The following is a 15456-nucleotide window of genomic DNA, read 5'->3' as shown; positions in this document are numbered from 1 at the left end:
CACGTATTTAGCAGACACGTATCACGAGGACGAATTCGCACGTTGCCGGAGACAACGCCGGAGCGCAGAGGCCGCCCAGCAGCCAAACCAGCAGAGGAAAAAGTACAGCATGACGTACGCCTGATAGACGACGGAGAACGCCCACAAAACCCCCCCACTTCCCAACGCGACGATCAATGTGGGCGTCCACACCATCTTTCTCCGATAATACAAGATAAAGCCGAGGAAAAATGCCAGGAGCGGAAACCACCCGGCCACCCATGCCATGGTACTGAACACGCCGAATCCGCCTCCACGCGCACGCCAAAATTCCTTATATTCTGTTATACACAAACTGAGCGGCGAATCCAACTGGATCAAACGAAAACGGACGTGCGGGCCGCTCGGGTCAGACGCCAAAACGGCCACACGTCCGTGATTCCCCTATCTGTTGACGTCAAGCATTTGGACTGCGGAAGTCATCCAGACACGCGTTTTCAGAGGTTTCCAGACACACAGCTTAAGCCAAGTAACGCTCTGCCTCAATCACCCGCGCCGCAATCCGACGCTTGACGTCGCGGCTGTTGATAGGCTCAAAGCGGGTCAGTTTCCGAAGAACAGCCAACTGCGTGCGCAGCATGTCGCCTTCTTCCATGGCGGACAGGATAAACTTGGCCTCCTGTTCGATGCGGGTCATCGCCTCCCGGGTGTAGAGGCGCACCATGTCGATTTTGTGAGCGGCTGCGGCCTCCCCGCCCCGCGCTAACGCCTTCTCCGCGCGCAGCAAGGCGCTTTCCGCGGCGTAGATTTCAATAATGATATTGGCCAAACTGGCGAGAATCTCCTGTTCCTCCTTGAGCGACTGCATGTACTTCTGAACCGCGCTCCCCCCGACAAACAGGAAGACCTTTTTCGCCATTTGGATGAGGTGCTTTTCCACCCCCAGTGGCTCACCCTCATCGGGCAAGGACAGCATCCCCATCAGCTCTTCCTGCACTCCTTGTGCCGCCTGAAGCAGCGGTAAATCCCCTTTCATTGCCCGCCGCATCAACATGTCCGGAATCAACATTCGATTGATCTCGTTCGTCCCCTCAAAGATCCGGTTGATTCTCGAATCACGATACATGCGCTCCACCGGGTAATCCTGAATGAAACCGTAGCCGCCATGAATCTGTACCGCTTCGTCCACGACGAAGTCCAGGGCCTCCGACGCATACACCTTATTGACAGAACACTCGAGCGCATACTCCTCAATCGCTCTGGCGGCCTCTCGCCCATCCGCGTCCGCAGCGAGCGTGGCCAGCCGCGCATCAATGTCTCCTGTAGAGCGATAAGACATACTTTCGGTCACGTAGCAGCGAATGTTCATGTCGGCCAATTTCTGCTGAATCAACGGGAAGTTGGCGATGGCCGTACGGAATTGCTTACGGTCCTTTGCATACTTGACGGATGTCTCGATGGCCGCCTTCATGCCACCGACCGACCCCACCGCCAGTTTGTAACGGCCAATATTCAAGATGTTGAACGCGATGACATGGCCCTTGCCGGGTTCCCCTAACAGGTTCTCCACTGGGACGTGCACATCCTCGAGGATAAGCGGACGCGTGGATGAGGCTTTAATCCCCATCTTCTTCTCCTCCGGCCCGGTCGAGACTCCCGGAAAATCGCGTTCCACGATGAAGGCGGAAAACTTCTCGCCGTCAATCTTGGCGTACACGATGAAAATGTCCGCAAACCCGGCGTTCGTGATGAACTGCTTGGTGCCGTTGAGGATGTAATACTTTCCGTCATCCGACAGACGAGCTGTTGTCTTAGCCCCCAGCGCGTCCGATCCGGAACCTGGCTCGGTCAGGGCATAGGCGGCCAGTTTCTCGCCCGTCGCCAGACGCGGAAGGTACCGTTTCTTTTGCTCCTCATTGCCGAAAAACACGATGGGCAGCGTACCGATGCCGACGTGTCCGCCCAACCCGACCGCAAACGATCCGCCCCGGGTCAGGTATTCCATAATCAGCGCGGAAGTTACCTTATCGGCGCCAAGTCCCTCGAACGCCTCCGGCACATCAGCCGCCAAGAGCCCAATCTCTCCCGCCTTTTTCATGAGCGATACCGTCAGGTCCCAATTTTGATGCTCCAACTCCTCCGCGTTGGGGAGAATTTCGTTTTCCACAAAGGAGCGCGTCGTCTCAATGATCATTTGATGCTCCTGGGTGAAATCCTCGGGTGTAAAGACCCGCTCTGGGTCGGTCTCTGTGATGAGAAACGCCGCGCCTTTGGTCAAATCCCCGGTCGTAGGCATAGTCTCCGCTTCCTTTCCATTCAAAGTTTGACAATGCCAGAGTTTCACGATGCAGAGAAGACGCTATCCGCCTCAAGCGGCTTCTATCTTTCACAGCCCGGTTTGTTCGAGGTCTTGTGTCGGTGTCGGTCGCTGATGTCTTTAGTCGATCCGCTCGAACACGCCGGCGGCCCCCATGCCGCCGCCGATGCACATCGTCACCAGGCCGTAGCGGCCATTTCTGCGAGCCAGTTCATTTAGTATGGACACAGTCAAGCGCGCCCCCGTACAGCCCATGGGATGACCCAAGGCTATCGCGCCGCCGTTTACGTTCAGCTTCTCATCCTCAAATTCTAGCGTGCGCGCGACGTGCACCGCCTGCGAAGCAAATGCCTCATTGAGCTCTATGAGATCGATGTCCGCCAGGTGCAAACCGGCCATGCGCAGAACTTTCGGCACCGCCTCGACAGGACCCACACCCATCACGTCCGGATCGACCCCGGCAACGGCGAAGCCGCGAAACACCGCAAGGGGCCGCACCCCTAACTGCTGGGCACGTTGCGCAGACATCAGCAAGACAGCCGCCGCCCCATCACTGGTCTGCGACGAATTCCCGGCTGTCACCGTCCCCTGTGCGTGAAACACGGGGCGCAGCTTGGCCAAGGCCTCGAGGGAGGTGTCTCTACGCACCCCCTCATCCGTGTCAAACACCGTCTCTACCATGTGGGGTCGGCCGTCTTCATCCACCTCGGTAAAGCGAACGGGGACCGGTACGATTTCATCCTTAAACCGGCCTTCGTCAATCGCCCGCGCCGCCCGCTGATGACTGCGCAGCGCAAACCGATCCTGGTCTTCCCGTGTAATGCCAAACCGGACGGCAACCTGTTCCGCCGTGTTACCCATCGACATATAGGTGGCCGGCAAGTGCTCGACCAAATACGGGTTGGGCGAAATGTTGTAACCTCCCATGGGCACAAGGCTCATGGTCTCCAGGCCGCCGGCGATAACCACATCAGCGCCCCCAGTCATAATCTGCTGAGCGGCGATGGCGATAGCCTGCAACCCGGAAGAACAAAATCGATTGACGGTCATGCCTGGCACTGTGGTCGGCAGACCTGCCCGCAGGGCCACAATACGGCCCACGTTCATGCCCTGCTCGGCCTCAGGAATGGCGCAGCCCATAATGACATCTTCGATTTCCTCTTTCGCAACCTGCGGCACCCGACGAAACAAGTCCTCAATGACATACGCCGCCATATCGTCCGGACGAGTGGTCCGCAGGCTGCCTTTAGGCGCTTTCCCAATCGCCGTACGGGCCCCCGCGACAATCACCGCTTCTCTCATACAATCGCCTCCTTGTCCTTCGCGGTCAGTTGCGCAGCGGTTTGCCGTGGGTCAGCATGTACTGCATCCGCTGCTGCGTCTTCGGTTCGCCTATGAGGCTTAGAAACGCTTCGCGTTCCAGGTCCAGGAGGTACTGTTCCGACACCTCCGCACCGCGCATCACCGAACCACCGGTCAACACACGGATCAGGTGGTTGGCAATTTTCTCGTCATGCTCCGAGATGTAGCCACTCATCCGCATCCCGTAGACCCCGCTCTTCAGACGGGCGGCTCCAGCTTCTCCTATGACCGGAATTCGCTTTGGCGTCAGGGGCCGAAAACCGCCTTCCGCGAGGGCGATGGCCGCCTGTTTCGCATCGTGAAGCAAAAAGTCGCGCTGCATCGTAACTCCGTCCGCATCGCGCAGGATACGCATCCGTTTGGCCTGTTTGGCGCTCGTTGAAACCTTCGCCAGGGCGATGTTTTCAAACGCCTTCTGGACGAAGCTGTCCAGTCGCTCCTCGACGCCATCGGGAATCGCTTCGATGGCGCGGATGAGCATTTCTTTGTTGCCGCCTCCGCCGGGAATCAACCCAACCCCGACCTCGACCAGACCGATGTACGTCTCCGCCGCCGCCTGCACGCGATGGGCTGCCAAACACACTTCAGCGCCACCGCCCAGCGCCATTTGATGCGGAGCGGCCACTACCGGCTTCGCTAAATACTTCAATCTCATCAAGGCTTGCTGGAATTGATGGACTGCCAGGTTGATGTCATCCCAATTTTCATCCTGGGCTTCCATGAGCATCATGAACAGATTCGCCCCGACACAGAAATTCGGCGCCTCATTGGCAATGACCAGCGCGCGCCAATTCTTCTCGACTTCTTGGGCGCTGCGCTGAATCATTTGCACAACATCGGTTCCAATCGCCTGTTTAAGGGAATGAAATTCCAAACAAGCTACGCCCTCTCCGATGTCAATCAAACTCGCGCCAGTGTTGTGCAAGATGACTTTTCCTTGCTCTTTCAGACGCGCGAGTGAGATTCGCTCTCTCGGCTCCGCGACATCCTGATATTTTCCCTGACCCACATAGAAGCGGGGCTGGGCCCCTGGCTGTCGGCGATAGAACGACTCTTGTCCGGAAGCCAGCATGTCCTCGACAAACTCGGGAATCGATTCTCCTTCGCGGCGCATCCGCTCGACCGACTCGCGCACCCCGAGGGCGTCCCAGGTTTCATAGGGACCCAGTTCCCAGCTGAAACCCCACTTCATGGCCCGGTCCACTGCGACGATATCGTCCGCGATCTCGCCGTGTTTGCGAGCGGTATAAAGTAAGACGGATTTCAACACCTCCCAGATGAAGCGGCTCGCGTTATCCTCCCCGGAGACCAACGTCCGCAGTTTCGCCCCGAGGTCTTTGGCCCGCTTCGCTGCTTCCAGGGAAGGACTGACGAGTTTTCTGCGTGGTCGGTATTCCATCGTCGTGAGGTCCAGGGCAAGGATCTCCCGGCCTTTATCCGTCTGCATGCGGCGAAAGAATCCCTGGCCGGTTTTCTCCCCAAGCCAGCCGCGTGCCACCATGTCGTCGATATACGGCGGAAGTGCAAACGCTTTCTTCTCGTCGTCGTCAACCACCGCCTGTTGGACATTGCGGGCAACGTGAACCATGGTATCCAGGCCGACCAAATCCAAGGTGCGGAACGTGGCGCTCTTGGGCCTCCCCATGACGGGCCCCGTGAGGGCATCCACCTCATCTACGGACAAGCCATACTTCTCCATGGCCCGCAGTGTCGCAATAAGCCCGTACGTACCAATGCGGTTGGCGATAAAGTTGGGGGTATCCTTGGCGATGACAACCCCTTTTCCGAGTACGCGCTGGCCAAACTCAATCAAGGCCTCTACAAGTTCCGGATTGGTTTCCGGGCCCGGAATGATTTCGAGGAGCCTCATGTAACGCGGTGGATTGAAAAAGTGCGTGCCCAAGAAACGCTGGCGAAACGAGGCCGGGCAGTCGGCCGACATGGCGGCAATCGAGATCCCAGAGGTATTCGTACTGACAATCGTTCGCTCAGTCGTTACCGCGGCCACCTGCGCAAGCAGCGCTTTCTTGATGGCGAGGTCCTCGACGACCGCCTCAATGACCCAATCGCAATCGCAGAGGCGTGTAAGGTCATCGTCAAAATTCCCGATTTCAATCCGCTCGGCATCCGCCGGGTCATAAAAGGCAGCAGGTTTCGCTTTCAAAGCAGCTTGCAATCCGTTCCAGGCGACCCGGTTGCGCACGGTGCGGTCGTCCAGTGTTTGTCCTTTCGCCCGTTCGGCATCCGTCAACTCATTCGGACGAATGTCGAGAAGTAGGACAGACAGCCCCACATTGGCAAGGTGCGCTGCAATGGCTGCGCCCATGACGCCTGCTCCGAGTACAGCCGCCTTGCGAATTGGTTGCTTCACCGTTTCATCCCCCTTGCACCGACCCGGCAACCCCAAACCGACCAGTCGGTAGATTCTCTATTATCATAGCAAACCTTCTCCGCATTGAACAGTCGCCATCAGAAAATTTCCATGCAACCGAGTCGACACTGGTGGACAGCCTCGGCAAACGCTTCCTGCAGCCTCTTGGTGACGACACTCGGACGTTGACGCGACCAGAGAAGCACGGGTTGCTCACACGCATAGATCAGTGACGGGCGCGGTTCGTCCGCTGGGGAGACGAGTTCCGAACGAAGCCCTTCACTCGTAATAATCTTCTGTACAGGCATAATTTCCGTCGTCGTCCCAGTCATGAACACTTCGTCGACATCCGTAAGGTCTGTCAACGAAACCGGACGCTCCTGCACGGGGATGGATAGGGAGGCAGCCAACTGTACAATGAAGCGGCGCGTAATCCCTGGGAGGATGTGACGATTCGCAGGATGCGTATACAATTGGCCGCCCGCGACAAACCACGCGTTGCTGCCAGAACCTTCCGTGATGGTGCCGTTCCGTACCAAAAGCGCCTCTGCGGCACCGATGCGGTGGGCGGCTTCTTTGGCAAGCACATTAGGAAGCAGATTGATCGTCTTTACGTATACGTTTGCCCACCGCTCATCCGGGACGGCGAATAAAGCTGGTTCTTCCATTGGCGCAGTTCCTCTGTACGGCCGAACAATCAGAGTGACGCTGGGATTCGTCGCAGGAAACCAATGGGTCCGCGGAGCCGCCCCTCTGGTCACCTGCCAGTACACCTGCGCTTCCGCTTCATTGCTGCGACGAATCGCGTCGTGGATAATCTCCACCCATTGCTCACGCGATAACGGGTTGGATAAGCCGATGGCAGCACAGCTGCGTTCAAACCGTTCCAGGTGCCATTCGAGGAGAAACGGCCGTCCGCCATACACTCGTACAACCTCATAGATGCCATCCCCAAACTGGTGGCCTCTATCCTCCAAAGCGACCTGACGGTCTACGCTTTCAACAAATTGACCGTTGTAGTAATAGACTTCGGACATCCTTGAGCCCTCCTTATGCATCCAAGACCATTTCCCTGCAAGAATACCGTAAGTGAAAAGTAGCGCCGAATCAATTGCGGAGAAAAGGGACAGATGTAACCGAGCATCTCCCCCTGCGATTTGAGTCGAGTGCGCGATTGTCCTACAATTCTGGTGAGGCGAATACCACCGAGGAGCGAGGTGTCAGCGTGGAAGATTGTTTATTCTGTAAAATTGTTGCGGGTGAAGTACCGTCGACGAAAGTATACGAAACCAATGACGTACTCGCGTTTCAAGACATTCAACCACAAGCGCCGGTACATGTGCTGGTTATCCCCAAAAAACACATTCCTTCCGCCCATCACATTCAAGAGGAAGACTGCGCACTGATTGGCCGTTTGCATTTGGCTGCACAGCGCGTTGCCGAAGACCTGGGCATCGCGAAGGATGGCTATCGCATCGTGACCAACATCGGACAGCATGGGCAACAGACGGTCCCGCACCTACACTACCACGTCATTGGGGGCCGGCAGCTGCAGTGGCCCCCGGGTTGACCGAATAGGTAAAGGAGACATAGCCGGGGAAAGTATCCGAAGACAATCTGCGCATTTCGTTACCTGCCGCGGGCAAAGCCCATCTGGCCTGGCCCGCGGCCCCAAGCAACAGCCCTATCGGCGTGCAACGAGAGCGCATGTGTACGACGAGGAAGTATGCGTCGAAAGTGCAGGTCTATCATAGGTGCGATGCTGGCGCGTAGTTATCATACCTGCGACGCCGGCGTACCCGAATCGGGAACCTCTGTACCGTTCAAAATTAAGTGAGGAATGATATTCGCGTTCAGGGACGCAGATGCGCTGCAATACTTTTCCTCGCTGAGGTGTATAGCCCGCCAAGCCTTCGTAGGAGATACCTCGCCTTGTAAATGATAGTAGAGGTGAATATCGGTAAATTTCTGTGGGTATTCCGCCCGTCGCACTCCCTGAGCCTCAATATGAAGCGCTGTGACCGATTGCCGCATTCGCTCCAAGATCATGGTGACGTCAATGCCCGTACAGCCGATTAATCCCATCAACAACAGCTCCATCGGACGTACACCGAGTCCTTGTCCTCCGACATCCGCTGCCGCATCCATGTCAATACGAAAATTGGATGGACCTACGGCCGCAAAATGCCGACCACCCAGCCAATTCGCTGTAACACGGACGATGCCTTCTGCCATATCGCCCAGCCTCCTGCAAAAAACGCCTTTATTCTGCTGCGGCCATTATACTCCCGATCGAATCCGCGCGGATAAACCGATTATATCTTAGCGCAGAGCCGAAAAATCAACGTACAATGAGCGTGCCCTGCATACCCGGTTCAGGCTGGCGCCGACCGTTTACAGCCTTGTCCGAATAGTACGGAAACCGCCCCGCGCGACTGGGTGTAAAGGAGGCTGTGGTCTGCTCACCGGCTGAAAGATTGGGCAAAAAAACATAAAAATCCGGAATGACCAGGTTGTGAACCTGCAGCCCTTCATTGACAACGGTCAGGTGAACCGCCTCGCCGGCTGCGGTTTCAATCTGTACAGGCTGGATGCCCCCGTCACGTAAAACAATTCGTACGTTGGTTTGTGCCCAAACCGGTGGAATTTGCAAACTGGCCACATGCCCTGAATCCATACGTAAACTGACCATGGACATGCATCCCCATAGCATGAGGCTGATCAGGGGAGGTATGAACACCTGGGCGATTTTCAAAAACGGCGGTTTCCGGTGCATGACATCTGCCTCCTGGCTTCTACCGTGTACAACCGGATTGGCAAGTATGCATTAGGAGGTGTCAGATGCCAAGATACCAAGAAATCAATAACGCCACGGCCGTACCATGAAGGACACCGCCGACAATATCGGATGGATAGTGCAGCCCAACGTAGACGCGTGAAACCGATAGAAGCGCGGCTAAGACAAGCAAAATCCATCCAATTCCCGGAACAGCCAACATGCTTACCGCGAGCGCGAAGGCTCCGGTTGCGTGGTTGCTCGGATATGACCCACCCCGTTCGTGGGATACCAACGGGAAGAAAGACATTTGTTCAAACGGTCGCGGACGACAAAACGCTCGTGTGATCGGTTCATTGATAAACCTCGCCGCCGCAGCGGCAGCAATCGCGGAAAAGCCATGGAGGACGGCATGGAATTGTGGTTGTGTGAAGGCAAGAACCACCGTAGCAGCGATAAGCCCCACCATGACGAACGGCGTCCAGCGTGCGACCGTCACCATGAATCCGTCCAGCGACAGGGACTTCCCCCACAACCTCCGAATGCACCAGACCAATCTGTCGTCGTATGCCTGTATGCGCGCAAACGCCATGATCTAATCTCCGCCCCGCCTGCCATCACGGACCGGATAGTCCGTGCCACGCGAAATCTGAACTGAGAAATCCGCTTGAAAGGAGATATCAAACCGCTTCATGTCATGGAGTTCGAGGTCACCTTCATGATTGTACGTGTATGCCTGATGACTGAAATTGGCGCTTCCAATGATGAAAGTGGAACCGTGGTCGACATCGAGGATTTTCGCGTGCATCCACTCCCTCCCATATGGGCGGTAAAAGCGCACCGTGGCGCCGGCATCGCGCAGTTCCTCGGCGGCATCTCGATTATAGGATTGATTCGGATCAAGCAGAACCTCAACAATGACGCCGCGATTGATGGCGGCCGAGAGGGCGTTTAGCACTGTATCATCGGTTAAATCAAACGCCTCCAGGCAAATCAACTGCCGTGCCGACTGGATGGCTTGAACCACTTGTCCCTTGATCTCCCGGTCCGTGATGAGTGGCATTTGCGTCTTCGGTGCTGCTGCCGGTATGCCTTCGGCCCGTTTCCAGTCCCAACGAAACAGGGCGAGAAAAGAGGGATTCGGGTCACGGAGATAGACGGAGGCGTCGTTATTCTCCCAACTGCTCTCGCCAAAGTTCATCCCGCCAATCAAGACACCGGCATGATTCCCATCTGCAATCAGCATTTTGATGTGGGAAATGCCTTCGTGAATGCGTAGCGATTCGACTGGTACCCCAGCGTGTCGCAACGTAGGGACCGCCTTTTCCTGTGAATGGGACTCGGACGCATCGACCACGACTCGAACATCCACGTGACGCCTTTTCGCCTTCACAAGGGCTTGTAGGATATCGGGATCGGACAATTCATAGATATCGAGATAGCAGTAATGACGGCTCTGGCGAATCATCTTTAACGCGGTGTCCTTGACATCCTTACCCCAATCCAGAGTTGCGCCATTCTGGCTGACGGGCGCAGGCAGACGCCCTTCCTTTGGAGACGAAGCAGCACTTCCGCAGGCTGGAAGAAATAAGATACTGACCGTAAACGCGACGAAGATGAGAAGGCGCAGTCCATAACTGCGAAATCGGGTCGACAGGTGCATCACGACTTCCTCCCTGTTGAACAGTCGAATCATCATACAGCTATATATTCGCAGTCATCTGGAATACACCTGTTTTCAATCCGATCATTTACAAAAACCTATGTTTCTGTTGTAGTGAAGATGGACTGCGATACAAGCTGCATCGCCCCGCTGCACACGAAGTCCATCATACAAGATAGAGTTGGAACTGGCCAACGTATAAAGATTGTCCGGAAAGGAGACAGCACTCCCACCCGGACAACGCACTTAAATGGCGCGAAGTTTCGGCAACGGGATCACTTCCAACACCGACAGCTGGGGCCGGGAGCCGCCACGTCGCTGCACCTCGGCGCGTATGCCAACCATCCTTCCCTGAGGAGTGAAAAGAATCGCGCCGCTACGTTGATACACGGATTCAAACATGGTGGCGTCAATCAAGCCGCTTTCATCTTCCAGCGAAAAAAAGACAACAGTCCGCCCACTCTTGGTTGGAGGACGATGCGGACAAACCACGAGACCCGCGGTATAGACCTGCTCCCCATCGGGATAGTGCTGTAAACTTGCAATCGGAACATACCCCATCCGCGTTAAAGACGGACGATAAAGTTCCAGCCAGTGGCCGGAGAGTCCGATTCCCAGCAGGCTGTACTCATCCGTCAATTTCACGACAAGCGGCAAATCTCCGTACTCGTCCGACCGATTTCCAGAACGGTTTGCATCGCCAAGAGCATCCGGTAGAAGCGGCAGGTCGTCTTTTTTCTTGCGCCGTTCCTGCAGCCAGCCGGGCAACCGCCACAATAGATGCCTACGCCGGGCATCCAATCCGTCAAACGCGCCGACGCGGATTAAGCACTCTGCGAAAAGGGAATCCAGCTCCGGAACCCGAGCGAGAACCTCCCAGACGGACTGGAACGGGCCACCCTTCTCCCGTTCACGAATCAAGCGCTGGACAACGGTCTCTTGGCTCCCTTTAATCAAACGAAACCCCAAGCGAATTTGTCCATTCACCACCCTGCAGGGCCATTCGCTCGCGTTGATGTCCACCCCAAGAATCGAAATCCCGCGCCGTCTCGCTTCGGCTGCAATCACGTGCAGCGGGTAATAGCCCATCGGGTACTGGTTCAAAATCGCGGCATAAAACTCTGCCGGGTAATGTTCCAGCAAATACGCGGTCTTGTAGGCAGTCGTGGCAAAGGCTGCGGCGTGCGCCTCGCAAAACCCATAACTCGAATACGATTGGATATAGGAAAAAATCGTATTCGCCAGGTCCGCCTCTACCCCCGCCTGAATGGCCTTCTCAAGAAATCGAGACCCGATTTTTTTCATCTCCGCAGCCGATCGCGCATGACTCATGACGCGTCGCAGCTGGTCAGCCTCGCCCGGCGTGAACTGCGCAATGGCCGTCGCAATCTCAATCACTTGTTCCTGAAACAGAACCACTCCGTACGTCTTGCCGAGAATCGGCTCTAACTTCGGGTGCAGGTAAGAAATCGGCTCCAGCCCTTTGCGCCGGCGTAAAAACGGATCGACCATGTTTCCTTTGATGGGACCCGGTCGAATCAGCGCGACGCTGGCTACAATGTCTTCCAGCTGGTCTGGCTGCAATCGGGATTGCAACGCGCGTTGCGCCGGGCTCTCCAGTTGGAAGACGCCAACCGTATCCCCTCTCCCGATTCGCTCGAACGTCGCTCTATCATCCAAGGGAATATTTTCATAATCCAACGATTTCCCTTGCCGCTCCCGCAAGTGCACCACGTCATCAATAGCAGACATCGTCCGCAACGATAATAAGTCTAACTTCACGAAACCCACCATTTCCGCCGCGTCTTTATCAAAAGGGGTCATCCACTCCCCCTTTGCCGAAGGCTGCAGAGAAGTCACTTCATATAAGGGCTGCCGGCTGATAACCACCCCGCCCAGGTGAAGACCAAAATGACGGGGAAAACCAGCAATCTGGGCAGACAATCGCCACAACCAGATTAATTGCGAACGATATGTCTGATAGGGCCGCAATTCGGGGACCTTCTCCAACAACTCTTCGAGCCGATCCGCATGTGCCCCCCAGGGCAGTCGCTTGGCCAGCTCACAGAGCAGCGCATCGGGCAAGGCCAAGGCAGCCCCGACCGACCGGATCGCCGACTTGCCACGAAACGTCTGGTAGGTGGCGACACGCGCCACGTGCTGCTCTCCGTACTTCCGATAGACATACTCCATCACCTCATCCCGGCGGCGGCTGTCAAAATCGATATCGATGTCTGGCTTTTCCGCACGCTCAAGGCTCATAAATCGCTCGAACAGCAGTCCACGCCCTGCCGCATCGACATCCGTGATGTATAAGCAATAGGCGACGGCGGAATCGGCCGCAGACCCCCTGCCCGCGTAGCGGATGCGATGGCTTCTCGCGTAGTTGGCGATGTCCCAAACCGTAAGGAAATAATCGACATATCCCAGTCGTTCGATAATCGTCAGTTCGTGTTCCAACCGCTCCCGAAGACGGTGGTCGATGCGAGCATAACGTTCCTCTGCCCCACGCCAAACCAGTTTGCGCAGATAGGCGGCCGCATCCCGTTCTCCAGCCGGAAGACGGTAATCCGGGAATAAAGACCGATGCAGCTTGACCACCACTTGGCAGCGTTCGGCAATCCGTACGGTGTTGGCCAGGGCCTGCGGATACGCCCCAAACCGGCGCTTGGCTTCAGTCGCGTCATGCAACCACCGGGACGGATTGAACGGCCGATTTGCGGACGGATCGTAAATGGTCACGCCCTGCCGCATGCAGGAAAGGATATCGTAGACCGGGAATCCTTCCGGCTGCGCGTGATGAACGTTGCTGGTGGCGACCAACGGGATGCCCAAAGATTCTCCGAGTTCCGCCAACTGTCGATTCAACCACTGGCTGCGCGGGTATCGGTCCCCTTGCAGTTCGAGATAAAACGACCCTGGAAATCGATCCCGGTAACACCTCGCCGTCTCCTTTGCCTGCTCTGGCTGGTGCTGTAAGACCTGTTGCGGAATGCGCCCTCTTCGACACCCGGAGAGCACAATCAACCCTTCGGAATGAGTGAACAAGTGCTGTTCCGGCAAGGCCGGCTGACGGCGGCGACCGTCATGAGCGATGGTCAACAGGCGACAGAGGTTTTCATACCCTGTGGGCGTTTCCGCCAAAAGTGTCAAATGCGTTCCGTCTTCAAGGGTCAACTCCGCTCCTGAAATCGGCTGAATCCCGTATAACGACGCCCAATGATGAAACTCAGGCAAGCCAGCAATCGTGTTGTGATCCGTCAACGCCAATGCGGGCATGTTGACAGCAGCGGCTTGGGCTACCAAAGACTCAATGGAAGACGCTCCATCTTGAAAGGAAAACGGGGAGTGGCAGTGAAGGTGTACAAACATCCACAATCACTCCCTCAGTCCCACACCTTGTACAGCCACCATTTCCCGTCAGATGCCTCTAAATCAAAAATCTGCCCGTCCTTCGTCCAGACTCGAATCATCTGACGTTCTCCCTCCCCGTCCCACCAGTTTCCCATCTCGCTCCAGTCGTCAAGCCAATCCACAACCTGATGCAAAGTTCCGTGATCCCAAAATTGATACGGGAGGTCTTGATACCACCTTTCCACCTCGATGGGCCGCCGGACAATCCTTGTCACGCCTCGACCACCGCTCTCCAACGCAGTTCGCGAAAGCTTCCGCGAATTCCAATTCGCAGTTTTCCAGGATGGCGCCCATTCACCTGCCCGAGAATTTGTTCCAGCTTCTCTTTCGTTTTGAGATTGTCCGGAAGCAACAAGCCATTTTTTAAAATGAACCCGGATTGCCTGCCGGTGAGTGGCTGCAGATCGGCCACGTAGATCTTTATCGTCTCCACTCCGCCTTCCCCTTCAGCCGCCGCTTGGCACCTATGGATTCCTTCCTGCCAATGCGCCATCAGGGTGGACAAACGGTATACGGGCTGCCCGGTGGCCTGTTCAAATCGCCCTTCTGCAGACACCGTCCGCCACACAATTCCTTGCCGGTGCGCGGCATTCCCCCACTTCTCCAGAAAATCGGCAATCCGCGCCGCCAACCTTGCGACCACTTCCGGGATTTGACCAGCGCTCAAGGTTTCCCCTATATGAGCCCGCCAGATCTGCGAATACGTAAACGGCGGATAATTGACCTGCAGGTGTCCGGGAGGAATCTCGGCAAATACCTGCTTCCACAAAAGAGATTCCCGACCAAACTGCCGTATGAAATCCGCATCCGGCAGGTCGAATAAATCCCGATACTGAAACACGCCGAACCGCTTCAATCTTTCCCTTTCCTCTGCGGACAGAAACCACATCGCGTCGATAGGCAACGCATGAATCCATTTCGGCGCGGGAATGGAAAGGCTGTCTGTCCGTCCGCGTCTATCTGCTTGAGAATCGCAAGCGTGCGCAAGTACCGCATCCGCCGCCGATCCCGATGGAACACTTACTTTCCTTGAGAAAACGGGAGAAATCCAGAGATACTGACGGCCCACCCTGTAGCCCGCGCCAGGCGGCCGATCACTTCGACACCGCGCCCATTGCACCAGCGCCCGCGCCAACTTGGGGGTCTCAGCCAACCCGACGAAAAAGCGCGCCCCTCTGGGAAGTTGAACATCCACCTGCCGCAGAATCTGCCGGACCTCCGAAAAAGGTAGACGCGCACCGGGGATTTGCAGAAAAAACGAGTCGTAACCGACCGTTTCTAACCAAGGGGAGAATTTCCACAGTGTATGCCAAACCCGCTCCATCGTCTGTGAGGGGGAACCCGTTTCTTCAAACAAGCGAAGCCCTGGCAGCAAAGATTGTGCCGTCGCCGCCGACATCCCAGGTTGAATTCCCTGCTCACGCGCCGCCGTCGACGCGTCACTGACCTTGCCCGATTGAATGGAAGCCCATAGGGGTGACCCTTCATCGATGCGTACCCCTTCCCCGAAACCAAACAATGTATACCGCACCTAAAATCCCCCCAAAGGGAACATATGTTCTGTATTCACGTCT

13 protein-coding genes are annotated in these 15456 nt (G+C 56.2%); 1 reads left to right on the top strand and 12 read right to left on the bottom strand.

The genetic code is table 11. The features are described from left to right. Positions 1 to 21: 21 nt before the first annotated feature. The 5 genes from H522_RS0111280 to H522_RS19045 form a co-directional block, all read right to left on the bottom strand. Positions 22 to 279, bottom strand: a complete 258-nt coding sequence (locus tag H522_RS0111280) for a hypothetical protein (RefSeq protein ID WP_155836380.1) — start codon at positions 277 to 279, stop codon at positions 22 to 24. 220 nt (positions 280 to 499) lie between these two features. Then, on the bottom strand, positions 500 to 2275 hold the full coding sequence (locus tag H522_RS0111275; protein ID WP_026962390.1) for an acyl-CoA dehydrogenase family protein: 1776 nt from the start codon (positions 2273 to 2275) through the stop codon (positions 500 to 502). Between the two features lie 141 nt (positions 2276 to 2416). After that, the gene (locus tag H522_RS0111270; protein WP_026962389.1) at positions 2417 to 3598 is read right to left on the bottom strand and encodes an acetyl-CoA C-acyltransferase; all 1182 of its coding nucleotides are present in this window, start codon (positions 3596 to 3598) and stop codon (positions 2417 to 2419) included. 25 nt (positions 3599 to 3623) lie between these two features. Further along, complete coding sequence (locus tag H522_RS0111265) at positions 3624 to 6029, bottom strand: 3-hydroxyacyl-CoA dehydrogenase/enoyl-CoA hydratase family protein (RefSeq protein WP_026962388.1); 2406 nt, start codon at positions 6027 to 6029, stop codon at positions 3624 to 3626. 98 nt (positions 6030 to 6127) lie between these two features. After that, positions 6128 to 7066: an aminotransferase class IV gene (locus H522_RS19045; RefSeq protein WP_035453599.1), complete on the bottom strand. Its 939-nt coding sequence runs from the start codon at positions 7064 to 7066 to the stop codon at positions 6128 to 6130. A gap of 188 nt (positions 7067 to 7254) precedes the next feature. Between H522_RS19045 and H522_RS0111255 the strand changes: the two genes are divergently transcribed. After that, a complete protein-coding gene (locus tag H522_RS0111255; RefSeq protein WP_026962387.1) occupies positions 7255 to 7599 on the top strand; it encodes a histidine triad nucleotide-binding protein in 345 nt (114 codons plus the stop codon). 206 nt (positions 7600 to 7805) lie between these two features. Here the strand turns inward: H522_RS0111255 and H522_RS0111250 are convergent, their stop codons facing one another. The 7 genes from H522_RS0111250 to H522_RS0111220 form a co-directional block, all read right to left on the bottom strand. After that, positions 7806 to 8264 (bottom strand): OsmC family protein, encoded by a 459-nt coding sequence (locus tag H522_RS0111250; RefSeq protein ID WP_035453597.1) that lies wholly within the window; start codon positions 8262 to 8264, stop codon positions 7806 to 7808. A 106-nt stretch (positions 8265 to 8370) separates the two neighbouring features. Next, complete coding sequence (locus H522_RS19040) at positions 8371 to 8805, bottom strand: cupredoxin domain-containing protein (protein ID WP_081412080.1); 435 nt, start codon at positions 8803 to 8805, stop codon at positions 8371 to 8373. 61 nt (positions 8806 to 8866) lie between these two features. Further along, the gene (locus H522_RS19035) at positions 8867 to 9397 is read right to left on the bottom strand and encodes a phosphatase PAP2 family protein (protein WP_051344198.1); all 531 of its coding nucleotides are present in this window, start codon (positions 9395 to 9397) and stop codon (positions 8867 to 8869) included. A gap of 3 nt (positions 9398 to 9400) precedes the next feature. Next, positions 9401 to 10468: a phospholipase D-like domain-containing protein gene (locus tag H522_RS0111235; RefSeq protein ID WP_026962385.1), complete on the bottom strand. Its 1068-nt coding sequence runs from the start codon at positions 10466 to 10468 to the stop codon at positions 9401 to 9403. A gap of 246 nt (positions 10469 to 10714) precedes the next feature. Beyond that, the gene (locus tag H522_RS0111230; protein ID WP_026962384.1) at positions 10715 to 13840 is read right to left on the bottom strand and encodes a DNA polymerase III subunit alpha; all 3126 of its coding nucleotides are present in this window, start codon (positions 13838 to 13840) and stop codon (positions 10715 to 10717) included. A 14-nt stretch (positions 13841 to 13854) separates the two neighbouring features. Further along, positions 13855 to 14097: a hypothetical protein gene (locus tag H522_RS0111225; protein ID WP_026962383.1), complete on the bottom strand. Its 243-nt coding sequence runs from the start codon at positions 14095 to 14097 to the stop codon at positions 13855 to 13857. Beyond that, the gene (locus H522_RS0111220; RefSeq protein WP_026962382.1) at positions 14094 to 15413 is read right to left on the bottom strand and encodes a Y-family DNA polymerase; all 1320 of its coding nucleotides are present in this window, start codon (positions 15411 to 15413) and stop codon (positions 14094 to 14096) included. The genes H522_RS0111225 and H522_RS0111220 overlap by 4 nt, the downstream gene beginning before the upstream one ends. Positions 15414 to 15456: the final 43 nt, after the last annotated feature.

It is taken from the genome of Alicyclobacillus herbarius DSM 13609 (assembly GCF_000430585.1).
GTDB classification, from domain to species: domain Bacteria; phylum Bacillota; class Bacilli; order Alicyclobacillales; family Alicyclobacillaceae; genus Alicyclobacillus_G; species Alicyclobacillus_G herbarius.
The sequence above is the reverse complement of the archived record's forward strand: the minus strand, read 5'-3'. Positions and strand labels throughout refer to the sequence as shown.